This window comes from Actinomyces vulturis, from assembly GCF_001687305.1.
Lineage (GTDB): Bacteria > Actinomycetota > Actinomycetes > Actinomycetales > Actinomycetaceae > Actinomyces > Actinomyces vulturis.
Window position 1 is genome coordinate 367,277 of the sequence record NZ_LZRK01000004.1, and the last position, 25,282, is coordinate 392,558.

At 55.0% G+C, this 25,282-nt stretch carries 20 protein-coding genes, 2 tRNA genes, 1 other RNA gene and 1 pseudogene; 7 read left to right on the top strand and 17 right to left on the bottom strand.

Going from position 1 to position 25,282, the window contains the following annotated elements; genetic code table 11:
* Positions 1 to 42: 42 nt before the first annotated feature.
* The 7 genes from A9753_RS08400 to ftsE form a co-directional block, all read right to left on the bottom strand.
* Complete coding sequence (locus A9753_RS08400) at positions 43 to 579, bottom strand: hypothetical protein (protein ID WP_067783140.1); 537 nt, start codon at positions 577 to 579, stop codon at positions 43 to 45.
* Positions 579 to 1,820, bottom strand: coding sequence for a tyrosine-type recombinase/integrase (locus A9753_RS08405; RefSeq protein WP_483757031.1), 1,242 nt, complete (start codon positions 1,818 to 1,820; stop codon positions 579 to 581). The genes A9753_RS08400 and A9753_RS08405 overlap by 1 nt, the downstream gene beginning before the upstream one ends.
* A gap of 183 nt (positions 1,821 to 2,003) precedes the next feature.
* Positions 2,004 to 2,375, bottom strand: a transfer-messenger RNA (tmRNA) gene (gene ssrA / locus A9753_RS08410).
* 108 nt (positions 2,376 to 2,483) lie between these two features.
* Positions 2,484 to 3,017, bottom strand: a complete 534-nt coding sequence (smpB, locus tag A9753_RS08415; RefSeq protein WP_067783146.1) for an SsrA-binding protein SmpB — start codon at positions 3,015 to 3,017, stop codon at positions 2,484 to 2,486.
* Between the two features lie 97 nt (positions 3,018 to 3,114).
* Positions 3,115 to 4,470, bottom strand: coding sequence for a peptidoglycan DD-metalloendopeptidase family protein (locus A9753_RS08420; protein ID WP_245637420.1), 1,356 nt, complete (start codon positions 4,468 to 4,470; stop codon positions 3,115 to 3,117).
* Between the two features lie 96 nt (positions 4,471 to 4,566).
* A complete protein-coding gene (gene ftsX, locus A9753_RS08425) occupies positions 4,567 to 5,484 on the bottom strand; it encodes a permease-like cell division protein FtsX (RefSeq protein WP_067783150.1) in 918 nt (305 codons plus the stop codon).
* A 12-nt stretch (positions 5,485 to 5,496) separates the two neighbouring features.
* Complete coding sequence (ftsE, locus tag A9753_RS08430) at positions 5,497 to 6,186, bottom strand: cell division ATP-binding protein FtsE (RefSeq protein WP_067783152.1); 690 nt, start codon at positions 6,184 to 6,186, stop codon at positions 5,497 to 5,499.
* A gap of 165 nt (positions 6,187 to 6,351) precedes the next feature.
* Here ftsE and A9753_RS08435 point away from each other — a divergent pair, with 165 nt between their 5' ends.
* Positions 6,352 to 6,876 (top strand): hypothetical protein, encoded by a 525-nt coding sequence (locus A9753_RS08435; protein ID WP_067783155.1) that lies wholly within the window; start codon positions 6,352 to 6,354, stop codon positions 6,874 to 6,876.
* A gap of 62 nt (positions 6,877 to 6,938) precedes the next feature.
* Here A9753_RS08435 and A9753_RS08440 read toward each other — a convergent pair whose 3' ends face one another.
* The 4 genes from A9753_RS08440 to A9753_RS08455 all read right to left on the bottom strand — a co-directional run bounded on the left by A9753_RS08440 (position 6,939) and on the right by A9753_RS08455 (position 11,028).
* On the bottom strand, positions 6,939 to 7,490 hold the full coding sequence (locus A9753_RS08440) for a single-stranded DNA-binding protein (RefSeq protein WP_067783158.1): 552 nt from the start codon (positions 7,488 to 7,490) through the stop codon (positions 6,939 to 6,941).
* A 166-nt stretch (positions 7,491 to 7,656) separates the two neighbouring features.
* A complete protein-coding gene (locus A9753_RS08445; RefSeq protein WP_245637421.1) occupies positions 7,657 to 9,258 on the bottom strand; it encodes a GTPase in 1,602 nt (533 codons plus the stop codon).
* Positions 9,255 to 10,868 carry a GTPase domain-containing protein gene (locus A9753_RS08450; RefSeq protein ID WP_067783161.1) on the bottom strand — a complete coding sequence of 538 codons (1,614 nt, stop codon included), beginning with the start codon at positions 10,866 to 10,868 and terminating at the stop codon, positions 9,255 to 9,257. The genes A9753_RS08445 and A9753_RS08450 overlap by 4 nt, the downstream gene beginning before the upstream one ends.
* Positions 10,869 to 10,955: 87 nt before the next feature.
* Positions 10,956 to 11,028 (bottom strand) — tRNA-Arg (locus A9753_RS08455).
* Positions 11,029 to 11,226: 198 nt separating this feature from the next.
* Between A9753_RS08455 and A9753_RS08460 the strand changes: the two genes are divergently transcribed.
* From A9753_RS08460 to A9753_RS08475, 3 genes and pseudogenes are all read left to right on the top strand, one after another.
* A complete protein-coding gene (locus tag A9753_RS08460; RefSeq protein WP_083090427.1) occupies positions 11,227 to 14,025 on the top strand; it encodes an ATP-binding cassette domain-containing protein in 2,799 nt (932 codons plus the stop codon).
* Between the two features lie 361 nt (positions 14,026 to 14,386).
* Positions 14,387 to 14,992, top strand: a pseudogene (gene orn / locus A9753_RS08470) (oligoribonuclease); the annotation flags it as partial.
* Positions 14,993 to 15,287: 295 nt separating this feature from the next.
* Positions 15,288 to 15,363, top strand: a tRNA-His gene (locus A9753_RS08475).
* Between the two features lie 92 nt (positions 15,364 to 15,455).
* On the opposite strand, the gene A9753_RS08480 is transcribed toward A9753_RS08475, so the two are convergent.
* Both A9753_RS08480 and A9753_RS08485 read right to left on the bottom strand, forming a co-directional pair.
* Positions 15,456 to 16,796 carry an MFS transporter gene (locus A9753_RS08480; RefSeq protein WP_067783170.1) on the bottom strand — a complete coding sequence of 447 codons (1,341 nt, stop codon included), beginning with the start codon at positions 16,794 to 16,796 and terminating at the stop codon, positions 15,456 to 15,458.
* A gap of 270 nt (positions 16,797 to 17,066) precedes the next feature.
* Positions 17,067 to 17,834: an SDR family oxidoreductase gene (locus tag A9753_RS08485; protein WP_067783173.1), complete on the bottom strand. Its 768-nt coding sequence runs from the start codon at positions 17,832 to 17,834 to the stop codon at positions 17,067 to 17,069.
* A gap of 230 nt (positions 17,835 to 18,064) precedes the next feature.
* Here A9753_RS08485 and A9753_RS08490 point away from each other — a divergent pair, with 230 nt between their 5' ends.
* Positions 18,065 to 19,564, top strand: coding sequence for an alpha-amylase family protein (locus A9753_RS08490; protein ID WP_067783177.1), 1,500 nt, complete (start codon positions 18,065 to 18,067; stop codon positions 19,562 to 19,564).
* Between the two features lie 208 nt (positions 19,565 to 19,772).
* Here the strand turns inward: A9753_RS08490 and A9753_RS08495 are convergent, their stop codons facing one another.
* Positions 19,773 to 20,864, bottom strand: coding sequence for an ornithine cyclodeaminase (locus tag A9753_RS08495; RefSeq protein WP_067783180.1), 1,092 nt, complete (start codon positions 20,862 to 20,864; stop codon positions 19,773 to 19,775).
* 190 nt (positions 20,865 to 21,054) lie between these two features.
* Between A9753_RS08495 and A9753_RS08500 the strand changes: the two genes are divergently transcribed.
* Positions 21,055 to 21,486 (top strand): Lrp/AsnC family transcriptional regulator, encoded by a 432-nt coding sequence (locus A9753_RS08500; protein WP_067783183.1) that lies wholly within the window; start codon positions 21,055 to 21,057, stop codon positions 21,484 to 21,486.
* 101 nt (positions 21,487 to 21,587) lie between these two features.
* Here the strand turns inward: A9753_RS08500 and A9753_RS08505 are convergent, their stop codons facing one another.
* On the bottom strand, positions 21,588 to 22,580 hold the full coding sequence (locus A9753_RS08505) for a PfkB family carbohydrate kinase (protein ID WP_067783186.1): 993 nt from the start codon (positions 22,578 to 22,580) through the stop codon (positions 21,588 to 21,590).
* A gap of 58 nt (positions 22,581 to 22,638) precedes the next feature.
* Here A9753_RS08505 and proC point away from each other — a divergent pair, with 58 nt between their 5' ends.
* On the top strand, positions 22,639 to 23,487 hold the full coding sequence (proC, locus tag A9753_RS08510) for a pyrroline-5-carboxylate reductase (protein WP_067783189.1): 849 nt from the start codon (positions 22,639 to 22,641) through the stop codon (positions 23,485 to 23,487).
* Positions 23,488 to 23,532: 45 nt separating this feature from the next.
* Here proC and A9753_RS08515 read toward each other — a convergent pair whose 3' ends face one another.
* Positions 23,533 to 25,032, bottom strand: a complete 1,500-nt coding sequence (locus tag A9753_RS08515; RefSeq protein WP_067783192.1) for a proteasome accessory factor PafA2 family protein — start codon at positions 25,030 to 25,032, stop codon at positions 23,533 to 23,535.
* Positions 25,033 to 25,049: 17 nt separating this feature from the next.
* Positions 25,050 to 25,238 carry a ubiquitin-like protein Pup gene (locus tag A9753_RS08520; protein WP_067783195.1) on the bottom strand — a complete coding sequence of 63 codons (189 nt, stop codon included), beginning with the start codon at positions 25,236 to 25,238 and terminating at the stop codon, positions 25,050 to 25,052.
* Positions 25,239 to 25,282 lie beyond the last annotated feature (44 nt).

The window sequence follows — 25,282 nt, forward strand, 5'->3', positions numbered from 1 at the left end:
TGTACTGCGTGAAACAGAGTATTACGCAGTTCTGATATTTGTCTACCTATTTCGTTCTCTCTCAGATATGACGCGGTGGAGTACATCGAGAGGAATCTGGGAGATTCCCAGATCTTGCAATTTGTCGCCCAACCATTGAACGGTGTCCTGACGTAGTTCAAGTCTGGTGCCTGTACAAAACGGACATTGCACAGCAAACCTCGTTCGCTCAATATCGGTGTAAGTCACGTTATCTTCTGCATCAAGATCGGCGTATTCGCCCTGATTGCTCAAAAACCACGAATGTGCACGAAAATCTTCAGGGATATACCTTTCGCCACTTTCATGCTTCTGCAAAAACTCAGATAACGGGTGAACCACATGGCAAAGTTTCTCCGGACACTTAATTGCGGCAAGCACACGTGGCTTCTTGTTCGGGTGATTCTCTGAGTGCATACACGCAATAGGCATGGAGGGACATACCGCTGATTCCCACCAATGAGAGACCGTTTTGGGGTTTCTAGACATGTCCGCCCAGTTAGATTCGAGCGCCTCAAAAAGTTCGATGTAGCCCTCTGGAAATGCTTCTTTCTGGCCCATTAGTTCACTTTTCTCTTGGAATCGATGCTGACAACATTCGCCAGTTCCGTGTCATTGCGCTGTGTTTGCATTCTGGATACAAACAGTTCTTGCATGTCCATATCGGCATGCTGATAGCGCATAGCGCTCTTTACATCGCTCCACCCGTATCTGGCCATGAGTGCCGCTAATGGCGCTCCAGCTAGCCCATATTTCGTTGCTGAGTAGTGGCGTAGTGCGTGATAGGTGAACTCTTTGCCTTTCGGCACCTGAATGCCTGCGCTCGCGGCTATCGCCTTGAATTCGATGCTGGCCCTATCGTCACGCCAGTACCGATTCGGATCGCTCTTTGAGGGAAACAGGATTGCTTCAGGATCATTGGCAACAAAGTTATCGAGATGATCTGTCATCACTGGCCACGATGAGGGCATCAGAATGACTGTCCGTTTTCCCGCTTCACTCTTTGTTGTGCCCTCAATAGAGCCAGTGTTCTCAGAACCAGTAGCGGCACGAGTTAATGTGCGTTCTACTCTGATACGAACATCTGTTACTTTCCCATGATTATCTCTAGTAATTGCAACATCTTTACGTCGTAATGCGAGTGCTTCATTAACGCGTAGTCCGCCGTCGTACCCTAGACAGATAAACGCCTGCATCGATTCTGGGGTGAACTCCATAAGGCGCTGTATCTCATCATCGCTGGCAAGATAACGGCATTCTCTTTGCTCGCTTTTTCCAGCGCCTTTAATCTTCACTGGGGAGGTCACTAGGGCTGTTCGATCTGATTCCACAGCGGCCAGAAACATGGCACGAACTGTTTGATACGGTGCTTCCCTTTTTACGGTTAGCCCGTCGTACCACTGTTCGATATCTGCGCGGGTTACATCGATTAAGCGCTTATTCCCCAGTACAGGGACGATGTGGTTATGAACGCGTGCACTGATCGTTCGATGTGTAGATGTTTTACTCTCTCGCTCTTTCATGCGCAGATAAATCTCCGCCCATTGAGCAACGGTGATTGCCTCTTTCGCATCTTGTTCACGGCGTTGCTCAGTTTGTAGAGCGGCTTTACTTGGATCTACCCATACCCCGCGGGCGATATCTGATTCGATTCTGGCTAACGCCACGTTCGCATCGCTTTTTGTCCTGAATGTTTGACTGACACGACGGCCACTATCAGGAGCAACATAACGCAACCTCCAGCGGCCACTATCGAGTTTGTTAATACTCCCGAATGACCTATCACGTCGCCTAGTTGCCACTGCTCTGTTCTCCTAGTTTGAGAATGGACCGGCGTAGATTCGTGTCCTCCCCGTGTCCTAAGAGAATGATATTCCATTACATTCCATTACATTTGATTGTTGATTAAGTTCTCCAGTTTTCCCAGTCATTGCAATGAAAAACCGCCACATCTCAGTGATTACTAAGAGTGGCGGAATTTCAATCTGTGGAGATGCGGGGAATCGAACCCCGGTCCGACGGTGATGCAACAGGACTTCTCCGGGTGCAGTTCGCTAGCGATTTTCTCAGCCTCGTGATCTCACGCGAACAAGGATCACGACAGGCTCAGTTAGTGAAGAGTTCTGTTTATGCGACTAACACACATAAACAGCAGTGGCTCCCTAGATGACGCCAGGAACCGAGGCGGAAGCAATCCTCGGGCTGACGGACTTGGCAGCTCGCTCAGGCGGCGAGGGCGAAGTCGGTGCGATTGTGTTCGGCACCTATTGGTTTGACACAGAGCGTTAACGAGATGACTGCGCATCCTCGACCCGCTTCTCCTGAACCCATGACCGTCGTCGAAACCGATCATCCCCTATGTAATTAGGACGCTAACTATACGCTGTCAGCACCATGTTCTTCAACGTAGCCCCAGCCCCTCCCCAGTCATGTGAGTACCACAGAGGCTAGACAACATTGGAAGCCTAGCCACGGCGTCGGTTAGCGGCAGCCACCTCACGGGCAGCCTCACGCTTATCCTGCGCCTCACGCAGAGCCTGGCGCTTATCCCACTCCTGCTTACCGCGAGCCAAAGCAATCTCCACCTTGGCGCGACCACCAATGAAGTACAGTTCCAAGGGCACGATCGTGTAGCCCTTCGCATTAACGCGGTGGGACAGTTTCAGAATCTGGTCACGGTGCAGCAGCAACTTGCGCTTACGACGCGGTGAATGGTTGTTCCACGTGCCCTGAAGGTACTCAGGGATGTGCGCGCCCTGAAGCCACGCTTCACCGTCACGGTCGATTTCCACCCAACCGTCAACGAGAGACGCACGGCCCATGCGCAAGGCCTTGACCTCAGTGCCGGTGAGTACCAGACCCGCTTCGATCTTGTCTTCGATGTGGTAATCGTGCAGTGCCTTCTTGTTCCGGGCTACCACCTGGTGGGCGTCAGCGGCTTTCTTCGCTTTTTGAGCAGGGGTGAGTTTGCCGCTGGCTGTGGATCCTGAACGTGCCATCTTTCCTCTTTTCCTCACATCTGCCGACGCCGCACAAGCGCCTCTCCCCCGCAGTCACCACGGGGCTGTTGGCTAGTTTCGCTGAGTCTTTCCTAGCTTAGAAGCCCGGGAGCGTCATGCCATCAATGTAGGCGCCGTCACGGGCCACCTGGAAGTGAACGTGGCATCCAGTGGCGTAGCCAGTTGACCCAGTGTAGCCCACCACGTCTCCGCGATTCACATACTGCCCGTTAGCAATAGAGCGGGACTGCAAGTGGCACAAAGTAATGACGTAGGAGTGACCGTCAATGATGCCGCCGTCAATATCGATACCGTTACCGCACGATGGTGAATTCCAGTACGTGGCTACACCAGAAACAGAAGCCACCTGCGGAGTACCGCAACTAGCCGCAAAGTCCACGCCCTGGTGACCTTGGGCTATGCCGGTGACGGGGTGGATACGGTAACCAAAGGGGCTGGTGACATACAGGGGGCCAGCGATGGGGTGACCGATGTAGCCGGATCCTAATTCGTCGGCAGGAATTGACGAGGAGGAGACGGAGGAGATCTGGCCGGCAGCAAGCAAAGCTTGGTTGGCCGCATAAATCTCTTGAGCACGTGCCAGAGCGTCAGCCTCATCCTTGGCACGTTGATCTATCTGAGATTGAAGTGAACTCTTTTGTGATTCCAGAGCAGCCGTTGCATCGGCCTGGGCCTGTTCCTTGGCAGCCACATCGTCACGCTTAGCCTGCGCAGTATCAGCAGCATCAGCGGCTGCTTGTGCAGCAACGTCTGCTTCTTGCTTGGCCTCGTCGATACGCTTGGTCACCGCATCCTGTTGAGACTTACGGTTTTCCGTCACTGCCCTATCTGCTTCGGCCTGAGTCAGAACCGATTCTTGAACACCAGAGGCGATTTCCATGGCTGCAGCGCGTTGACTGAGATCCTCCACATCCTCGGATTCAAGAACATAGGAGAACGTGGTGAGGTTTGAATCTCCTTGGTAGGCGCTGACAACCAAACCGGCAACGGCTTTAGTATTGTCCTCAACGCGTTCTTTGTTTTCTTCTGCCTGGGTGTTGAGTGCTTCTTGATCGGCCTGGGCCACAGCGAGTTTATCCGTGGCCAGTTGCTTCTCCCGCTCGGCGGCAGCCTGGTTATCCAGGGCAATATTTAGTTCGCTTTGCGCAGTGGACAGGGCTGTTTTTGCTGCTTCGAGGTCAAGGTAGGCCTGACCGAGTTGAGTGTCCACACCTTCAAGACTGGAGCGCAGTGCTGCCTGATCAGCAGCAGCTTGGGCTGCTTCTTGTTCAGCGTCACTGGCATCATCAGCGCGAGCGCCCGTGGCTATCACGCTGGTCATCAAACAAGCCCAAACACATACGATAGCGAGCAGGAAAGCCATCTTGCGTGAGCGCATAGGTGCGCCCGAATGGAGCGGCAAAGTCAGTTCTCGCGTTCGTTTCCTCTGCATGAGTGCTCCTTTCTTGCTGATGTGTTGCGCTGAATAGTCAATGACGTTGCGGTATGGAATCTCGTTAGTGGAAGGCAGTGATTCGCCGGTGAAATCTTAGACCTTGGTGTACTTGGCCAGGGAGAACGCACTGGCGGCAGCGGCCAAAGCGATTGCGGCGATAAGTAGGAAGGGAGCCACAATCAACACGTCCGAGGTGGAGATAAATGCGGTAGTTAAGAAGACCGCTTTGGACAGCCAGCCCTCTACTACATAGTGCACGCCAACCCACAATGCTGCCACCGCTAGTACGGCACCAGCCAGTGCAGCGATTGCGCCTTCAATCATGAAAGGCAACTGGATAAACAGGTTGGAAGCACCCACCAGACGCATGATCGAGGTTTCCTTACTGCGGGACATGGCTGACAGGCGAATTGTCGTGGTAATCAATAGAACTGCCGCAATACCCATGACACCTGCCAAGCCACCAGCAATCCATGAGGCCTTATTCATCACTTGGAAGAGTGGATCCAACACAGCTTTCTGGTCAACGACACGGTCCACGCCATCACGTCCGGTGAACTGTTCACTCACCACCTGGTACTGCTCAGGGTTAACAAGTTTGACGCGAAATGACACGGGCATCATATCTTCAGTGGCATTACGGCCGATGTGTGTATCCCCGTAGGCCTTCATGAAGTTTTCATATGCCTGAGCCTTGTCCTCAATGGTGTAGTTCTTCACGTAAGGCTTCAACGAATCAGAGTTGAGGAGCTGTTCAACAGAGTCAATCTGCTCCTGGGTCGCTTCGCCGCCAGGACAACTCGTGGTTGCTGCAGACTGTGGGCACATGAAAATTGAGACCTCAACCTTGTCATACCAAGCACCCTTCATCGTGTCGATCTGCATGTGAAGCAGCGCCGATGAGCCCACGAACAGCAGGGAAACAAAGGAGACGAGCATGACGGAAATCGTCATCGCCACGTTACGGGTCAGACCTTTACCGACTTCGGAGAGAATAAAACGTAAACGCATAGGTGAGTCCTCTCAGCGGTCTGCGCCGTAGACGCCGCGGGCCTGGTCACGAATAACCTTGCCTTGTTCTAGTTCCACCACACGCTTACGCATCTGGTCCACGATTTCATCATCGTGTGTGGCCATGACGATGGTGGTGCCGCGACGGTTAATACGGTCAAGAAGACGCATAATGCCCACGGACGTGGAAGGGTCAAGGTTCCCAGTGGGCTCGTCAGCAAGAAGGAGTTTGGGTCGGTTTACCATGGCACGTGCAATAGCCACACGCTGCTGCTCACCACCGGAGAGTTCGTGTGGTAGTCGCTTTTCTTTTCCGCTCAACCCCACGAGATTAAGGGCCTCGGGAACAGCGGAAAGAATGTAGTGGCGGGGTTTGCCAATAACTTGCGGAGCAATCGCCACGTTTTCTAGGACAGTCTTGTTATCCAGAAGACGGAAGTCTTGGAACACTGTTCCAATTTCGCGACGCAGGTGAGGAACTTTCCAGGAAGACACCTGAGACAAGTCGCGTCCAAGCACGTGGATGGAGCCGGAAGTGGGGCGTTCTTCACGCAAAGCAAGACGAAGGAAGGTGGACTTGCCGGAGCCTGATGCTCCCACGAGGAACACGAACTCACCGGGTTCCACGGTGAGGTCAACATCGTCAAGGGCTGGGCGCGCACCGCGCTTGTAGACCTTGGATACGTGCTTGAAACGAATCATGGTTGGCTCTCTAGTGGACGTGCAGCCTAGGCGTACACGCACCTCGGCTTAATGCCACGCTACGGTGTGAAGAAGAGCAATTGGTTTGTGACACGCCCATAACAGAGAACTGTGAGGAACTGATAGGGCCACCACTGTCTGCAGGCAAGCACGTAGCATGTGTTCATGAGCATTGATGAGCAGCCTGAACACTCTGAGTCTCCCGATCACTCAGCCCCTGGTCATGTCCCGCTGGACTGTGGGTCATGGGCACGCCTGAGCGCATCCATTTCTAAGCAGTGTTCCAACGGCCGCTTCGAGGCCCCTATCCTCCTATGCCTTGAAAACAGCATCGTGGAGGAGAAAGAAACACTTCCAGGACTGCTCAACACCATTCTGCGCCGCACAATGAATCCCTCGAATCAGCCTCCTGGTGTGGTGCTGAGTACCAGCTCCTCACTGGACGACTCTTCTGACAGCACCATCCTGGCTCGCTTGGATGTTCCATGGCTCGATGAGCGCAACGAGTTACTCATCGATCGGGCACGGCGCGATCAACTCGCTGCACGTGGTTTCACACAATTCCACGACGTATTTTTCTGGAAGTCATCCGATCTTGACGCCGTGGGGGACATGGTGGTGGCAATCTTCGTGGAGATTTTCCGCGTTGCTCATCCGGCAGATCTTCACCTTTACAGCACTGCCGGTTAAGAGCTATTAGCCCAGTTCTTTTTAAGCAAGCGCTTCTTTGTTCAAGCGAACACTTCTTCTGTTCAAGCAAGCACTTCAGCTTCTTCATCGTTGAGTTCATAGACGATGCCTTCATCGTCACTCCCCCATTGTTCTGCTGAAGCAATGCTGCTCATACTTACTGCCCCCGTATGATCCTCCCAATACTGACGCGTGGTGCTATGTTCCTCAGGTATGGCTTTTTCCGACTCGTTCCCGGATTGCTCAGCAGACAAATGCAAAGGCACTTCCTTACTGAACACTGCTGCCCCACGGCATAGATCATGGCCAAGGCTGTGCGCAGTAATCACCTGTGCCCTGCCTTCACCCTTGTCACTGCTCCAAGTTTCTTCATTCAAACGGCCAGTCAAGAGAACGGGCTGACCACAGCGCACAGAAGTGTAAATATTTCGAGCAAGATTCCCGAAAGCCTTCACCGTGAACCACTGGGTGGTTCCTTGGACCCACTGACCACCAGAGAAATATGACGGAGTGGAGGCCAGACGGAAACGACAGTATCCGCCACCGCTCGTGTGAGAAAAGTAGGGGTTTGTTCCTACGATTCCTTGGACAGTGACCTCAATATGACGGCTCATGATGATTCTCCTCAACTTATTGGGACAGCCGATACGCTTTCCATCAATCAGTCTGGAGTTTTTTCCATTGCCCCACGTCAGCCCTGTGGATGAGGCAAGTCAACAGCCAAGCAGGAGCGGATGTGAAGAACCATCAAAGGCGGCACAGCCTCTGAAAACCCGAATCTTAGGCAGTTAAGCGATCCACAGCGGTTTCACGTATAGGTTCAGGGGTATCCACATCCATGCCGAGCGCTCGTTGTAATTCCTCATGACGGCTTAATACCGTCTGAGCAGGAGCCACCATATCGCGTTCAATGACACTCAATACGGCACGATGAGCACGCTCAGAGTACTGCTGTGCTTCTCGGCGAGCGCGGGCCTTCTGCTGCGACTTATAGAGCAGCATCAAAGCAATCGCGCCCACACCGAATACGGCAGCAAGAATCTTCGCCACATGACCGCTGAAGGCAAAAGAGCACACCATCGCTGCAATAAGCAGAACAGTAAAACCGATAACCTGCCCCATCATGGCGCTGGTACGGCGAGGAGGAAGTGAAAGTCCGCCCACGGCGTCGGCAATATGGGTGCTGACTGACTGAGGTGAACCCACCGCACTGCAGACCGCCTGGGACCAAGCCGACGGTAAGCCAGAAACCACTTCACGCAACCACCGCGAGTGCTCTGCGCTAATGGCGGCCTGTGCAGGCGGCTGAGCAGGAACGATGTGGCGGGGACGGTCACTAGCCAGTGATTTTTCAATCGACTGAGTCACCACATGTGTGCCTGCAGCACGTCCAATCACAGCAGCAGAACGCTCAGTAACCTCACGATCAATACGTTTGACACGTCCGGCCACGCTCGCACGCAAGCGCATAGCAATGCGATCCATGGCTGTTCCCGCAGTAATAGCAGCCATCGAGTGGCCAGAAACTGCGCGATACAGTACTGCGCGGACCTGATCAATATTGTCCCCGCGGCGCGCGGAGACGGGGATAACGGGAACCTCACTCAGACCGTCATCGTCAAGTAACTGGCGCACGTCAGTCAACAGTTTTTCCTGGCCGGACTGCGGGAGAGTGTCCATGTGATTGACGAGGACCACCATCTGATCCTGGCGCGCACCAAGAGAACGCAAGTAGCCGTCATGAAGGGCGGCGTCAGCATATTTCTGAGGATCCACCACCCATACAAGTACGTCCGTCAAGGGAACGAGGCGGTCCACGTGGAGAGCGTGTTCAGAAGTCACCGAGTCATAGTCCGGCACATCGAGAAGAACCAGACCAGCCAGATCCTTCTGGTCATCGGCATCAAGAAGAGACTCGCGGCGAATACGACGCTCATCACTCACACCAAGGAAGTCCAAGAGTGCCGTGGCGTCATCCCCCCATGTGCAGGCAGCAGCACGACTCGTGGTGGGACGTTTAGCGCCCACATCCGCAAAGTCCAGGCCTGAGAGGACGTTAAACAAGGAAGACTTTCCACTGCCGGTCCCACCAAACAGCGCAACCACCGTGTGGTCTACCCCCAGAGCCAGGCGGTCAGCAACCTCATCGAGTCCCTCCAGTGCGGGGCGAGCCAACGCCGCAGGCACCTCCATAGGTGACTGCATAATTGCAGAACGCATCGTGTCCAGACGTTGCCCCAGTACCTGCGCATCACTTGCCGACGCCGTGGAGAATCTTCCAGCGTCCTCATGCGTTGACTGAGTGGTGGCGTTTCGTTGGCTATCGTTCATTGGCTCGCTGGGATCAGTGGTTGCGGTGGAGTCATCGGGCAAGCGTGTCATGAAGAAACTTCCCCATCAAAACGAGCAAAAGGTTTAAGCTCACCTGCTCGCAGGCGAAGTGCTGCACACAGATCTTCGGAAGGTTCAACGGCCTTGCGCACTGCCGAATCAGCGACAGGAGCGATGGCTGCTTCTCCACGCTGAGCAAGATCCTTGCGACACTGCTCAATCACGGTGCTGCCGGGGAACAAGGATTCCCACGCGTGAACGGCGCCATCAATTCCGGTAGAGGCAGCAACAGCCAAATGCGCAATGGCCTCAGGCTGTAGACCTTGAGAGCGTAAATCAGAGACGGCTTGGGTGGTGAAGGAGAGCCAGGCATCGTATTGCTGAGCGGCGGGAAGCGGCTGGGAAAGCAGGTCTTCAGTATTCGTCACGCCCGCTGCGCTCCACAGGTCGATTGCCTGAGCACGAGCTTGACCGGTGAATGATTCGAGCCGGTCGATAATGGCTTGGCGACATTCATCAGCCACATCTCTCAGCGCAGTGGTACGGGGTTTTTCTTTAAGCCCAAAAAATCCACGTTTCAGTTCTGCACCAGGAGTCAGGTGAGCCAGGTCAGCGAGGGGGCCGCCGTCACCGGCAGCAGATTCCCAAGCAGATGTGGGGGCACCATGACCGAGCGCAGCAACGTCCACATCAGTTGTCCAGCGGGCGGCGATGGATTCTACCTGGTCACGAACAGCGAGAAGCGTTTCTGCTGCGGCATCTCGCTGTTCTTGAAGGTCATCAGCCAGGACAAGAAGATCATCACGCAAAGTGGACCAAACACTCCGCCCGGTTCGGCGAACCAGTCCTGCTGCGCGGTGGCGACCAGCCAGCAGGCGCAGCCAGGTACGCAGTTGAGTCACTGCATCGTCTTCAAGAAGACCCTCGTGAGGACCAGCATCACCAATCACGAAGAAAGGGACGTCAGTTAAACCAATATCGGCAAGACGCGTCACCAGATCACGGCGTACTTCACTCAAGACACGGTCATTGACACGGTTGAGAACTACAGCGATAGAAGTGCCGCGCTCATGGGCTGCTTCAAGGGTGGACCAGGGGGTCGCATCCCCGTAGCGGGCCGCAGTGGTGACAAACAACCATAAGTCAGCCGCTTCGAGCAGACGCTGGGCCAGAAGCCGGTTCGCGCTGTGGACAGAATCAAGGTCCGAAGCGTCGATCAGCACCACGCCAGCAGGCAAGGAATCATCTTCTACCATGCTGGTCACGTCACTGATGGGGTGAGAACGCATCGTCTCAGCGTCCTCGGAGTGGACCACCATGACCGGAACCTTCGTGGTCGGGCGAAGTACGCCCGCTTCACTGACTTCACGGCCAAGAACCGAGTTCACCAGCGTGGATTTTCCTGCGCCAGTGGAACCTCCGATCACGACAATGGCCGGTGCATCGGCGTCTTGCAGGCGAGGAAGGACGTGATCACGTACCTGGCCTACAAGACCAGAGCGTAAGGAACGTGCACGCTCAGCGCTGGGAGTATTGAGCGGGAGAGTCAGTTCTTCCAGGCCACTGACCACGTCATGAAGAACGGCAATTAATTGTCCGCGACTTAACGATGCGGCCGTGGATACCTGTTCCTCAGCGGTGGTGTAGCCAGAAATCTCCATAAAAACGAACTTTATCGCGCCATCACGGCAATCTCTGGCAGGATAAACGGCGCGCCACCGCACTAAACAGTACGGTGGCGCAACAGGTGCCCCCGGCGGGACTCGAACCCGCAACCTACGGATTAGAAGGCCGGTGCTCTATCCATTGAGCTACGGAGGCTCAGAACACCCGATAAGAATCTCATGATGGCGTAGCGTCAAGCGAATCATCGAGATGAGTTCCGGCCATAGCCTACGCCATGATGGGCTCATCTCCCCACATTTTCCTCTTGCACAATGATGAAGATACGAGCAACCAACCGATATGGTTGTTCTTATCCCTTGATCATTTGCACGTCCGGAGGTCCACGTGTCCCCCATGACCCTGATTGTTCGCTCCTTAAGCGGACATGGCCCAGCACAGCCGCTGAGTTTCACTCAAGCCTTCACCGTGGGGCGAACCCCCGAATCTGGCTTCCAAGTCTCCCACCCTCTCGTTTCCCGCCGTCACCTTGTTATTACCCCCACTGCGCAAGGGTGGAAGGTAATCTGTGAAGGCCGTAACGGCATGATGGTCAATGGCTTCCCCATGAGCGACGTGCTAGTCACTGACGGAATGCGTATCCAGTTGGGTGACGCCTCCGGTCCCGTTATCGCTCTCACCCCCGCGGCTGCTCATGCTGATGTGACCTCCGGTACGGGGCATCAGGCACCGCCCAGTGCCGCGAGCGCACAAGGCACCATCCCCTCAGGTTCCGTTCCTGCAGACGCCCATTCACGTCATGCAGCACCCTCGCAGCCTTCGACCTATTCCGCTCCGTCTCCTGGCCAACATGCCGTTGGTACTCCGCAGAGCGGGCAGGCTCAGCAGGCTGGATACCAGCAACAGGCCCCTTACAGCGGATACCAGCAGGCACCCCAGGGCGGTTACCAACAGGCACCTCAGGGTGGCGCGCCAGCAGGCGGCCCGAGCGTTCATCCGAGCATCCCCTCCGGTCAGGCGGCAACCACTGCGATGCGTATTAACCCGCAGACCGGCGCCCCTGAAGTAGCCGGTAATTCCCCTGTGGCCATGGCGAACTCCGCTCAGGCCCCACGCATGGCCACCGTCGAAGCCTTCCGCATCACGTCGTCGGGCACAATTGGCCGTGCCCCCGATAACGCCCTGGTCATTGATGACCCGCTCATCTCTAAGCACCATGCGCGCATCGACCTAACGCCTCAGGGCATCACTGTGACCGACCTTGGCTCCACCAACGGTATTTACCTGGGTCGTGACCGCGTTCCTCATGTCCTGGTGACTCAGCCGGTCATGATCGGTATGGGCTCCTCCTTCGTGGCAATCAGCCCCGATGGCCTGTGCCAAGTTCAAGTTGCTGCCGGTAACGGTGGCGAGTTGGTGGCCAAGGATCTGCGCTTTGAGGTCAAGGCCTCCGGTGGCGGCAACCTCCGCCTGCTTGATGACATTTCTTTCTCTCTGCCCGGCAATGAACTCCTTGCTGTGGTGGGCCCTTCCGGTGCGGGCAAGTCCACGCTTCTCAAGGCTTTGACCGGTGAGCAAAAGGCTCAGCACGGCCAGGTGCTCTTCGACGGCCTGGATGTGTACGAGCACTATCCGGTCATGCGTAACAAGATCGGTGTGGTCCCCCAGAATGACGTGATCCACTCGGCTCTCACTGTCAGCCAGACCATGAACTACGCCGCCGAGTTACGTTTCCCCAAGGACGTCACCAAGGCCGAGCGCGAGGCTCGTATCCGTGAGGTCTTAGAAGACCTAGACCTGACCGATCACATCAATAAGCCGGTCAAGAAGCTTTCTGGTGGTCAGCGCAAGCGCGTCTCAACCGCTATTGAACTCCTGACCCGCCCGAGCCTGCTGTTCTTGGATGAACCCACCTCTGGCCTAGACCCCCAACTTGACCGTGACGTGATGGATCTTCTGGCTACCCTGGCTCACGGCACTCGCCCAGGAGATAGTGGCCGTACTGTCATGGTGGTCACCCATAATGAAAACCATATTGACCGTGCTGACAAGGTGCTCATTCTCGCCGCCGGGGGCAAGCCCGTCTACTTCGGCGCCCCTACGGGTGTCCTCCCCTATTTCCGTGAACGTCTAGCTGAGTTTGCTGCCCGCGGTGAACTAGTTCTCCAAGCTCAGGGCCACGGTATTCTCCCGGACCCGCCGGCAGTTGATGGTTATGCCGACGTGTACGCGCTTATCCGTAACCACACCGAACCTCTGCGAGCACACCTAGAAGCCACCGTGCCGTCGACTCGCCGCGGTTCATCGTCCGGCCCTAAACAACCCAGCGCTCCCACGCCAAAGACTCGCCCCCAGCAGTCTGGCGCTCGCCAGATGTCCACATTGATTCGCCGCCAGATGCGCATTATTGCTGCTGATCGCTCCTATTTAGCGTTCATGCTGCTACTCCCCGTCATCATGGGTCTTCTCACCAAGGCGATCGAGGCGAAATACGGCTATTCGATCCCTCCGATCGTTGCGCCCACGGCAGAAAATCCATGTCCTAGGCCATCAAGTGCGTCACTGAGTTTGCTTATTATTTTGATTACAGGCTCGGCTTTTGCCGGTATGTCGGTGACAATTCGTGAATTGATCGGTGAGCGGGACGTGTTCTTACGTGAAAAAGCCGTGGGGTTGCGTACCGGTTCCTATCTCATGAGCAAAGTCATCATCCTTGCCATGATTACCGCCATCCAGAGTGCGCTCATGGTGGCTATCGCTCTACTCGTTCACGAAGGTCCCACCTCCGCAGTCTTTATGAGTAGTCCCGGCCTGGAACTATGGGTTGCCTGCTGGCTAACCGCATTCTCTTCAGGTGTGGTGGGCCTAGCAATCTCCGCTTTTGTCAACTCTTCGGAACAAGTTATGCCGATTCTCGTAGTGACGATCATGGCTCAGTTAGTGCTATGTGGCGGCATCATCCAGATTGCCGGACGCGCAGGCTTCGAGCAGGCTGCATGGTTCATGCCCGCCCGCTGGGGTTACGCACTGGCTGCCTCCACCGTGGATGTCACAGAGATTCTGCCCTGGCGTGATGATGCCCTCTGGCACCACAACACCACTCAGTGGCTGACCGACGCCGGTTTCCTGGGGCTGGTCACTCTCGGCGCCTTCATCATTTGCTACATGCGTCTCCGCGCCCGTGGACGTCGCTAAATCACTACATAGGTAAGTATTGGGGCCAACATCGTCATGATGTTGGCCCCCAATGTCTTGGTAAAGCGCCTTTTTTTCGCGCCGTCATGCCCAGTTGTATGAATAGCCCACTCTTTCCTTCTAGGATCGACATTCCTTAGTTTTTCTCCCTTCCCATTCCTTCTCTTCTCCCCCATCTCCCTCTTCTTTCTCCTATCTTCCCCTTCCTTTTACTCTCCACGTCCCGACTTATCCGCAGTCTTGTGACCGCATCTCTCCCTCCCCCCCCCCGTACCGATGAGACTCAGCACCACTAAGCAAGCCACAGAGCCTTTCAGTGGGAGGCTGAAGCGGAGCGCGATAGTCTTAGCAGGTGAGCCGAATGACAACTGCCGATCCCCTGGTGTGGATCGATTGCGAAATGACTGGTCTTGATCTCCATGCTGATGCGCTGATCGAGGTGGCTGTAATCGTGACCGATTACGACCTGCAGCCTCTAGATAAGGGCATCGACATTCTCATTACTCCTCCGCCTGCCGCATTAGAGCAGATGAACGATTTTGTGCGCACTATGCACACCAACTCCGGTCTCCTAGACGAACTCAAAGACGGCGTGAGCATAGAAGAAGCTACCGCTCAGGTCATGGAGTATGTGCGCCGTTTCGTGCCCGAACAAGGCAAAGCTCAATTGGCCGGTAACTCCATCGGCACTGACAAATCTTTCCTGGCTCGTGACATGCCTGAACTCATCGACTACCTGCACTACCGTGTCGTGGACGTGTCTACGATTAAGGAATTGGCTAAGCGCTGGTTCCCCCGCACTTTCTTCCAAGCTCCCGCCAAACACGGTGGTCACCGTGCACTGGCTGACATCGAAGAGTCCATTGACGAACTACGCTACTACCGCGCTGTGCTCTTCCCTCATGGAATCGGGCCATCCACTGAGGACTGCCAAAAGATTGCCTCCATCGTGTCTGCTCACCCCACGGCCTCTATGCCTACGGTTGCTGAGACAGGAATTCTTCGTGAGGAGCACATTCCTGGTGCAAGTAATGAGGAACTCGCCGAAGGTCCCAGTGACGCACTCATTGCTATTATGCCCGAGTTGGCCTGAGCCATTCTGAGAGGTATGTCCTGACCCATCGAATCCGATGTTGTGGTGTTCTTCAATGAAAAGTCCACCACCTGTACGAAAGTGACAGAGGACACTACTGTTCGATTGGTATTTGGGACCCTAAACCCGATAAAGTACGGATTCGTTGCGAGTTTTCCTCGCCACGATGGTGGCTATAGCTCAGTTGGCAGAGCGCCTGGTTGTGGTCCAGGAGGTCGCGGGTTCAAGCCCCGTTAGCCACCCCAGGAAAAATCCCCGGCACATGAATTCATGTGTCGGGGATTTTCGTTACCGATCAGCGACTAAGCCCAACTCACTCCTAATCAGTGAACAAAAGTTACTTACTCTGTGGGAGACGTCGGCGCAACGCGCGCTGACCACCTATCACCATCGAAATCGTGATGATCACGAAACCACAAATCACCGGAGGCCAAAATGGTCGGGCTACTGCGGCATGAGAAATAACAGCCACATTATTCATCGATTCAAGTTCAGGTGACAGCACACCAGAGATCGCCGCTCCCCCAGATACCCCCAAAACCAGACATGTGGCTAACAAAGTCATCACTGTAGTCATGAGAGCAGGTGGGGAAACGTGCTCAGCCCCCTGATAAGAGGTAACAAGGACGGTTCCCACACCAAGGCCCAACAGTAGCGCCACAGGCACCTGAGCCAACGTAGGAGGAGTCATCACCATGAGACCGGAGGCCACAAGAACGAGAGCCCCTCCCAGGGCTATTTTGGTGGCATTACTGCGGTGCCAGCGTGAGCAAATGATGCCAGCAACGCCACTACCGATACCGACACAGCCGTACACAGGTCCGGTCATGGCCTCCGCGTGACGTACAGAGTTCAGCGCAGTCAAAGCGGTCTGGGTAGAGCCGAAGACGCATCCCACGGCCACCACGGCCAGAGCAAGGGGCATAAGGAAACGGACAGGGATTTTCTCGACCACCGTGGAAGGTAAGGCAAGATCTGCTTCAATCTCCACGGCGTCAATATCAGAACGCTGAGCAGCCTGATTCTCAATACGACGCAGATACAAAGCAAATGCACCTTCGCCAAGCAAAGCCAGGACGATAAAGGTGCCCATCGCTACGGTTCCACCGAGCAGGGAGACAAGCAGGCCCGCACCTACAGGGCCGATCACGAAGCCCAGTTCATCAGCGGCAGTCTCGTATCCCAGTGCGCCCTTAAGCAATTCGGCTCCCTTGCGCGGATCGCTGTGAGCACGGCCAAGAGCGGACCAACGTGAGCGAGCAATGGAGCCTACTTGAGGATTGGCAGCACCGATCACACCAGCACTGGCCAGGAGAACGGCGGGGTCTGCTCCCATAATGATGCCGATGGTGAAGGCCATCATGGCAGTAATTTGAATAATCATGGCGCTAGCAACCACGCGCCAAGGGCCTAGCGCGTCCACACTTCGGCCAATGATGGGAGCACCAACAGCACTACCGATACCGACGGCAGCCACGGTGGCACCAGCAAGTCCCATGCCGCGCCCTGCGGCGTTGACCACCATGAGTAAGCCAAGTTGGACCATCGATGCAGGTAAACGACCAGCAAAAGCGGTGATGAGGAACGCATCGGAGCCTTCAGTGCGCAACATTGTCATCAACGATGGGCGCTCCGGTGTGGAACTCTGCGAACGAGCAGAAGTCAGGGCCGTAGCCATGAGTAAGCCTTTCAGGGATAACCAATATGGGCTGCTAGCCCAACCTCACAAGCAGCCACGTATCCCGTTAGCACCAGAAATACTAGCACCCGCCAGACACGGCAGCCTGACGGGTACTCAGTAGGAGGTGGTGTTTCAAGCCACCATCGTGTGATGCGCTCACTGCGTTGATGTAGTCATCCGTGCGGAACTATTCATTGATACCAATCACCAAAGTGCTGAAGATACGAAAGTCCTGCCCAAACAAGTCAACGACATACGAAAAAAGGACTAGTCATTGTTGCGAACCACCACAGTATTGGAGAACTGTGCGCGCGGGCGAACAATCATCGACTCAATGTTCACATGGGCAGGCAGTTCCAGAGCCCAGACAATGCACTGAGCAATGTCTTGGGCAGTCAGAGGTTTGTCTACACCAGCGTAAACCTGAGCTGCTCGGTCAGCGTCACCGTGGAAGCGATTAAGAGAGAACTCTTCGGTATGGACCATACCCGGCGCGATCTCAGTGACGCGGAGTTTGGACCCCACTACCTCACGGCGCAACGTTTGAGCAAGGACACGCTCGCCATGCTTGGCAGCCACGTATCCCGCACCACCCGGATAAGGATCTGAAGCGGCAGTAGAAGTGACGAAGAGGATGTCACCGCCCCGTTCTTTCATCATGGAGATAAACCCCTGGGACAAACGCAAAGGTGCAAGCACGTTGCGTTCGTACATGGTCTGCCATTCGTCGAGTTTGCCTTCTTCAACACTGTCCGCCCCTAGGGCGCCACCGGCATTATTCACCAGCGCGTCGATGGGGCCATTAGCGTTTGCCTCAGTAATGAGACGCTGCACATCATCTAGGTTCTGCAGGTCTGCCGTGATTGTGGTGCATCCTGTTTTCTTGGCTAGTTCTTCAAGACGCTCAGCACGGCGGGCGGTGGCAATCACCTCCCAACCGTGGCTGGCCAGAAGTTCAACAGTAGCCCAACCAATCCCGGTGGATGCTCCGGTAACCAGCACTCGTTTGGCAGTGGAAGAAGATAAAGAACTCATGTGTCCAGTGTAAGAACTTCGACGCCGCTAGAGCAGTTATTCCTTCATCTCATCTCAGTTTTCTTTCCAACCCGTCCCTCAATAAGCCACTACTCGCGCCATCATCATGCCTTAGCACCACTTCCTGTCCATCGAGACAGTATGTTTTAAGGCGCATCTTTAAGGCGCATCCTGGAAGCTACTCACCTCGCCATAGCGACTTCATTGACGTTTCGTGGAACGATTGGTTTATGAATGCAACGCCTGCTTGGTCCCGTCACGCGATCTGTTGGCACCTCTACCCCTTGGGCGCATTGGGATGCCCTCAACTGGCACCTGAGGGAAATCCCCAGGACCCATCCTCACCGGCCGGTCAAGAGCGTGCTCAGCACCGCTTTCGCCACTTAGAGGGGTGGCTGGATTATGTGCTGGAATTGGGATGCAATGTCATCATTTTGGGCCCGATTTTCCGCTCCATGTCCCACGGCTATGACACGGTTGATTACTTCGATATTGATCCGCGATTAGGCGATGAGAGCGACGTACTCTCTTTCATCGAGCAGGCTCATCGACGCGGTATCAAAGTGATTGCTGACGGCGTGTTTAACCACGTCGGCAAAGACTTTCCTCTCTTCGCTGAGCTACCGGTGACGGGCCCGCACAGTACGGCGGCAAACATGTTCCACCTGACTTGGCCAGGCGGAGTCGACAACTGGACTGAAGGCCTAGCCCCTGATTATCAGCGTTTTGAGGGCCAAGACTGGCTCCCTGAGTTGAATCATGACAGTGAGGATGTCAGTGCACTTGTTCTCGAAGTCATGACGTATTGGTGTGAACGCGGCATCGATGGATGGCGATTAGATGCTGCCTACGCTGTCAATCCACATTTCTGGTCCACCGTACTGCCCCAGGTACGCCAACGATTCCCCGAGGTATTCATCTTCGGCGAAGTCATCCACGGCGATTACCCAGCCATTGTTCATGAGTCAGGCATGGACTCTGTGACCGAATATGAACTGTGGAAGTCAATCTGGTCAAGTTTGGCCTCAGGAAATTTCTTCGAACTTGAATGGACCCTGCGCCGCCACGAAGAGTTCTGCCACGCATTCGTTCCCCTCACCTTCGTGGGTAACCATGACACCACGCGGATCGCTTCTCAATGTATTGACACAGCCTTGTTGCCTTTGGCTATAACCTGCCTGTTAACACTACCTGGCTTGCCATGTGTCTATTACGGCGACGAGCAAGGCTATCGCGGTGTGAAAGAAGATCGCATAGGGGGCGATAATGATATTCGCCCAGTTCTCCCTGACTCTCCTGCTGATTTCTCACCCCTTGGTCAGCCCATACTGCGTCAGCATCAAGAATTAATTGCTCTTCGACGCCGTACGCCCTGGCTGTATGACGCAGTGGTTCACACCGAGCATGTCACCAATGAGCAAGTGGTCTACACCCTCTCGCCGCGTACAAATGGTGATCAGATGGCTGACGATGCTCGTCAGGCCGCTGAACGTGGGCAGGTAGTCACCGTTGTGCTTAATTCTCAGGGCGCTAAACATGGTGGCCCTAGTCTTCCTCCGGAGCAGGAACTTCAGCCGGCCTCTAGTCCTTCTCCGATTGCCCTTGATGTTCCCGGCCAATTCATGCTTGCCTCGTCACCGGGTGTGCAACATCAGCCCCACAGCGATGGAAACGGTTCACGTCTTGTTATGCCATCGTGTTCCTGGGCGATTCTGGCCTCGGTGAGGTAGGTAGTGTTTTAAGGACGCTGCGCTTATTCGAGGTATACCCCGGTTCAGCATGGTGTTCTCGCGGGCTATCCCCCTGGGTTCACCACTGTGCTCTCTCGACGTTCACCGTGGTTCTCAGAACAAAAGGTGGGGGTGACCAACATGAACTGCTAGTCACCCCCACCTCATATAATTGCCAGGAGGTAGGCACGTGTGCTGTCTTACTTTCTTATGCCGGCATGGGGAAGTCTGCACGCATCATTGACGCTAATTCACTGGCCGTGGGAACACCCAGGCGAGCATCCTCAGTTGGACCAGCAAGCATGCCGAAGAGATCCTTGGGATCTGCCGGTGCGGCCACAAGGTCAATCTCTTCGTATAAGTCGGTACCTTCGGTGGCTTGGTCAAGGTAATTGAGAGCAGTGAAGTCCTCAATAGCGAAGCCCACGGAGTCAAAAATGGTGATCTGGTCAGGGCTAGTGCGTCCTACAGCTGTGCCAGTAATCACTTCCCACAGTTCAGTAACGGGGAAGTCTTCGGGCTTAGCCTGAATTTCACCTTCGATACGGGTCTGTGCGGTGTGCTCAACGAACACGGGGCCCATGTCGAGGATCGTCGGGTCAAATTCGGTCTTACCAGGGCAGTCGCCGCCGATACCATTGATATGAACACCTGGGGTGATGTCAGCGGAGTGAATGACCTGGGCGTTACGTTTATCTGCGGTGCATGTTGTGATGATGTCTGCTCCACTCACTGCTTCACTTGCGCTAGAGCAAACGCTGATATTCATCCCCATGCTGGCCATGTTGCGCTGCATTTTGGCACAAGCAGCAGCATCAACATCAAAAACCTGAATGGACTCGATAGGACGAACAGCCATAGCGGCTAAGGCTTGAAATTCTGCCTGGGAGCCTGCGCCGATCATGCCAAGAACGCGACTGTCTGGACGAGCTAGATGCTTGATAGCAAGGCCGGAAGCTGCTGCAGTGCGCAAAGCGGTGAGGACGGTCATCTCAGCGAGCATACGGGGGTAGCCATTGTGGACATCGGCAAGTACACCGAAAGCGCTGACCGTCTGGTATCCGCGTGCAGGGTTCGAGGGATGGCCGTTGACATACTTGAATGCGTAGCGCTCACCGTCGCTGGTGGGCATGAGTTCGATAACGCCGTCGCGTGAGTGAGAAGCAATGCGGGGGCGACGTTCGAATTGAGTCCAGCGCATGAAGTCACCCTCCATAGCCTGGATCATTCCGGCGATCACATCATCAGGGCCGCTCGTGGCGATCCAACGGAGCATGGAATCGACACCGACAAATTTCATCGCAGTTTCTTTCCTCTATGTAAGCCCACTTCACCTCCGACTATCGCGCAGAAGGCTGGGGATGGATGTGATCGACCAATATTGGCCTTTAAGGCAAGATAGGCGATTTACCTGCACGAATTCAATTAGCAAACGGTACGATTTTGGTATCAAACTATACTAAATGCCTGGTACAAACTAGCATTTTGCTATGCCTGATATGGATTCGTTAGATCGCGACCTCATTGCAGCCCTCCGCGTGGATGGGCGAGCCCCCGTTGCGGAACTTGCTCGTCGTCTAGGAGTCACCCGCGCAACGATTAATCACCGCATGGAACGTTTAGAAGACGAGGGCATTATTCAAGGGTTCACGATCCGAGTCTCTGACGATGCGGATCCTGAAGCCATCCACGCCATCTGCCAGTTAGCCATCGAAGGACCCAATATCAACGGCGCCATTCGAGCCTTGCGCCGCCATCCCGAAATCACGCGCATGTTCGCCACGAACGGTGAATGGGACTTGGTCGCTGAATTATCCGTACGCACGCTCGCTGAAGTCGACTACATACTTAGTCGCATGCGTGAGATCGAAGGCGTCTACCGTTCCGAAACCTCTATTCTCCTACGCGATGTCCTCACCTAAATACCACGTTGTCCACCTAGCATTATCGCAACTAGGAGTACTTTTTCTGTTTTTCACATGCGATTTCTGTTCCACCATTCGCTCACCGTCGGTGCCAACTTCTACATTGGGCCAATTCGCGTAACAACATCTGCTGCATAGCCGTTTGCCTTCTGAAGAATCTGCTCCCACGTCGCCCCACATTCACCGCCGCATACTGCATGCTGCCTGCCCGTCATTGCTGCTAGTCCCACGAGAAGCGCTGCACTATGGGCATCCCCCGCACCGGTAGTGTCCACAACGTCCACAGCAGGCGCTGACACATGTACGGAAAATACATTAGAACATGCGTCGGCACCGAAGTTACTGGTAGGTGACAGCACAGAAGCCCCTTCTCCCCCGCGGCGTCGAACAACCGTGAATCCGTAACGGTCAACCAATCCCGTGCAGTCGCCCGCATGAAGAGAACTCACAATAAGGTCCTCCTCCGGCTCATTACAGGTAAGCACATCAATACGCTGACCAAGTTCCTCCCACTCCCCATGATCGACAAGACGCTGGGCCACAGCGCCAGGGTCCACTACAAGCGTGACATCGGCAGGTAGTTGACTACTCCACCGCATGAGTGCTTGACCGGGTGCAAGCAGCTGGAAACCTGATACATAAACCACTGCACCCCGTGGAATCTCCAGACGTTCAAGAACCGTCTGGTCCCAGTGAATCTCGCACCCTGTCATTGTCACGAAGGTGCGTTCCTTATCAGGAGTAATCAGGGTCAGGCACCACCCGTTATCGGCGGTGCTCGCAGGTAAAGGTGAAGCCATAGCGTAACTGCGTAATTCAGCATCGATTCGCTGCCCCCACGGCCCGAGTCCTACCGTAATCGCAGGCGTCACCATGTCGTGGACTTGGTCAGCGCTCAGTTGAGAAGCCACATGACGCACTACGTTAAAGGCGCTGCCACCCAATGTGTAGGCATCATCCCCCGCAGGAGAAGCCCAGACATGCGAACCACGGGATGGAATGTCAGGAACGTGGACACTGATTTCTCCAAGAGCACCACCAATCACCACGATGGGTCGGGCAATGACGACTGGTAGCTGCGCAAGAGTCATGGCGCCTAGGGTAGCGCTTTGCCTACCGCATGCTCATCTGTCCCGTTACAGTGGTGCTATGAGTCAGGACATTCAGTGGGGCAGCACAAGAAAACTCGGTGTCATTGGTTGTGGCAATATGGCCGGAGCCATTGTGCGGGGCTTGGTAACGTCACAAGTCGTCCCTGCCAGTTCTCTCTACATATCCAGCGCTTCGGGATCCTCAAGTCAGCGTCTAGCTGATGAAATCGGCGCTCATGCCTCAACGAATGACGTCGTGGCCGCCACCTGCGATGTCATCATATTAGGAATTAAACCTCATATCGTTCCTGAGATTGCCAAAAACTGGCCCTCCCGTGCCGATAAACCGCTCATCATTTCCATTGCCGCTGGGCTAACTTCCAAGCATCTTGAAGAGTTATTCCCCTCGGCTCACGTCGTTCGAACAATGCCTAATATGGCTGCCGCCGTGCGCGCTTCGGTCACGGCTGTATGCCCTGGCCGGAGTGCCACTGACAATGACACCGCGCTCACTCACCTCATCATGGGAGCCGTCGGCTCCACCGTAGCGATCCCTGAATCGTCCATGAGCACTTTTATTGCGCTAGCAGGCTCCTCTCCAGCCTTTGTTTTCCGTTTTATTGAGGCGTTGTCCACTGCGGGCGTGCTCGGCGGATTCTCTAAAGAGATGGCCACCAGAATCGTGACTCAAGCCGTGGTGGGCAGTGCATTGTCTTTACAGGAGTCCGATGAGGGTGTGCCGTTACCTTCACTACGTTGTACCCCCGCTGCTGCTACCGACGCCGTGTGCTCACCTGGGGGCACAACGATTGCTGGTCTTGTGGCAATGGAAGAATCGAATTTCTCCACTGCAGTCATTCATGGTGCTCGTGCAACAATGCGCCGCGATCAGGAACTGGGTCAGTAACGCCTTTGTGGCGTAAGGTCCATTTTCTTGAGTATCTCGCGCCGATCAGCCTGGCGCCCCTAACCCGCCTTTGCCCACGTCATCGATCCAGTGTGTTTCATCGTCGCTGAGCGCCTTCACGATGTTGATGAGTTTTGTTGCCTTCTCAACAGATGAACAGCATGGATCAGGTAAATCAACCGGCGAGGTGGGTGGTGAGTCTAGGCGAATAGATTCCCAGGACACAGCGAAATCTGCGCCACGTTCGATGCATGCGCTCACGAATGCTCCACGAATAGCAGCACGGGTTTGCGGTGGTTCGGTACGGGCTTGATCCACCTCATCACTCGTTACGAGTGAACGTATTTGTCCGTGACGTTCGAGGGCAGCAAATAGGCCACTACGTGGGTGTTCATCGTGATAGGCCACGTCGATCCGCGAGCGCAGCATAGCGCGCTGTTCGCTGGCCATTGTGCGATGGCGTAAGTGATGTTCGATCATGATGCGACGTTTGATTGCCCAATCGATTTCTGTGTCAATTCCGCTAATCGAGTGGGTGGCCAATGCTGTGATCACTCGTGGAGCAAGATCTGTAATCACCCATTCGAGGCCGTCAAGATAGGGGGCTCGCCCAGTGTTGACTCGTGGGGTGAGGCGGTTGAGGAAGGCCTCCATGATGGTGAGAGATTCTTCTGTCCCCCATGTGGAGGCGGCCACCGCGTGGAGCAGGTCAAGAGGTTTATCGACAATGAGGTCACTGAATTCTTCACCGTCTTCAATGGCGTCAAGAAGGAGAAGGGTCAGTCCTGTGCGCAGCGCCAATGTTGCCGGGCTCATGGTGGTGTCTGCACTTGTCATGTGAACACGGCGTATCGTCGCTGCATCCCCGTGGGGTTCGTCGCGTGTGTTGACGAGTGCTCGTGCACCGGTGGTATCGGCACTGGTGACGTGATGGAGGTGGCTTGATCGGGCAGATAAGCACCAGTGCGCTGATTCGTCGTGTTCACTAGTCTGTTGAGAGTGTTTCTCGTTCCAGCCAGTTCCCTGATGGGTGGCAAGTGTGGTGTCAGTTTCTCGCACTGCTCCGCTTGCCGTTAAGAGAGGTCGTACTGCTAAGAATGTGGCAAGGATAGGAATGTATTTCTCAGGTGATATGGCCCGGGAGAAGGAATAACTTTCGTGGCACCCATAGGTGTGCCCGATACTATCGACGTTGTTGGCAATGAGGTGTATGTCCGTGCTGGGGTCATGTTCATGGAGGCGTTTAGCCATCTCTGCGACGATGGCTCGCCCTGCCCGGTCGTTGGCAAGGAGTTCTTTGACTGTTCCACATTCAGCAGTCGCGTATTCGGGGTGAGCTCCCACATCGAGGTAGAGACGGCCACCGTTAGATAGAAAAAGATTATCTCCTCGGTATCCAGCGGGTTTAAAGCGAAAAAGACGCCGCGCTGCCCTTTCCACATCATCCTCACTGTCGTGTCCTGGCACGCGGAGGGCAAACTCAGTTTCAACTCCCACGACGCGTCGGGGAGGTGAGGAGGGCTGTAGGCAGGAGTGCGGCGTCATTGGTGGTCCGATAGGTCTTACTCGCCGCCCTTTTGGACGAAACCGCGAACAAATTCTTGGGCGTCAACGGCCAGCACATCATCGATCATGTCCAGAACGCTGTCGAGTCCCTGGGATTGTGTGGTAACCGCAGGCATGTCGACGTCTGGGGTTTCTGGGGCGCCGTCGTCGTGATGGGAGTGTTGAGGCTGGGTGAATTCACTCATGAGTATTCTCCTGTTGTTGTCGATAGTGGCTGTGTTGCGATGGT

Excerpts from the sequence above, each read along its gene's own strand:
- A9753_RS08500 (WP_067783183.1), top strand. The coding sequence starts at position 21,055 with ATGCCTGATATGGATTCGTTAGATCGCGACCTCATTGCAGCCCTCCGC.
- A9753_RS08490 (WP_067783177.1), top strand. The coding sequence starts at position 18,065 with ATGAATGCAACGCCTGCTTGGTCCCGTCACGCGATCTGTTGGCACCTC.
- A9753_RS08480 (WP_067783170.1), bottom strand. The coding sequence starts at position 16,796 with ATGGCTACGGCCCTGACTTCTGCTCGTTCGCAGAGTTCCACACCGGAG.
- A9753_RS08400 (WP_067783140.1), bottom strand. The coding sequence starts at position 579 with ATGGGCCAGAAAGAAGCATTTCCAGAGGGCTACATCGAACTTTTTGAG.
- A9753_RS08520 (WP_067783195.1), bottom strand. The coding sequence starts at position 25,238 with ATGAGTGAATTCACCCAGCCTCAACACTCCCATCACGACGACGGCGCC.
- A9753_RS08440 (WP_067783158.1), bottom strand. The coding sequence starts at position 7,490 with ATGAGCCGTCATATTGAGGTCACTGTCCAAGGAATCGTAGGAACAAAC.
- A9753_RS08515 (WP_067783192.1), bottom strand. The coding sequence starts at position 25,032 with ATGACGCCGCACTCCTGCCTACAGCCCTCCTCACCTCCCCGACGCGTC.
- A9753_RS08435 (WP_067783155.1), top strand. The coding sequence starts at position 6,352 with ATGAGCATTGATGAGCAGCCTGAACACTCTGAGTCTCCCGATCACTCA.
- A9753_RS08420 (WP_245637420.1), bottom strand. The coding sequence starts at position 4,470 with ATGCAGAGGAAACGAACGCGAGAACTGACTTTGCCGCTCCATTCGGGC.
- A9753_RS08460 (WP_083090427.1), top strand. The coding sequence starts at position 11,227 with ATGACCCTGATTGTTCGCTCCTTAAGCGGACATGGCCCAGCACAGCCG.
- ftsX (WP_067783150.1), bottom strand. The coding sequence starts at position 5,484 with ATGCGTTTACGTTTTATTCTCTCCGAAGTCGGTAAAGGTCTGACCCGT.
- A9753_RS08495 (WP_067783180.1), bottom strand. The coding sequence starts at position 20,864 with ATGAAATTTGTCGGTGTCGATTCCATGCTCCGTTGGATCGCCACGAGC.
- smpB (WP_067783146.1), bottom strand. The coding sequence starts at position 3,017 with ATGGCACGTTCAGGATCCACAGCCAGCGGCAAACTCACCCCTGCTCAA.
- A9753_RS08450 (WP_067783161.1), bottom strand. The coding sequence starts at position 10,868 with ATGGAGATTTCTGGCTACACCACCGCTGAGGAACAGGTATCCACGGCC.
- proC (WP_067783189.1), top strand. The coding sequence starts at position 22,639 with ATGAGTCAGGACATTCAGTGGGGCAGCACAAGAAAACTCGGTGTCATT.
- A9753_RS08485 (WP_067783173.1), bottom strand. The coding sequence starts at position 17,834 with ATGAGTTCTTTATCTTCTTCCACTGCCAAACGAGTGCTGGTTACCGGA.
- ftsE (WP_067783152.1), bottom strand. The coding sequence starts at position 6,186 with ATGATTCGTTTCAAGCACGTATCCAAGGTCTACAAGCGCGGTGCGCGC.
- A9753_RS08445 (WP_245637421.1), bottom strand. The coding sequence starts at position 9,258 with ATGACACGCTTGCCCGATGACTCCACCGCAACCACTGATCCCAGCGAG.
- A9753_RS08505 (WP_067783186.1), bottom strand. The coding sequence starts at position 22,580 with ATGACTCTTGCGCAGCTACCAGTCGTCATTGCCCGACCCATCGTGGTG.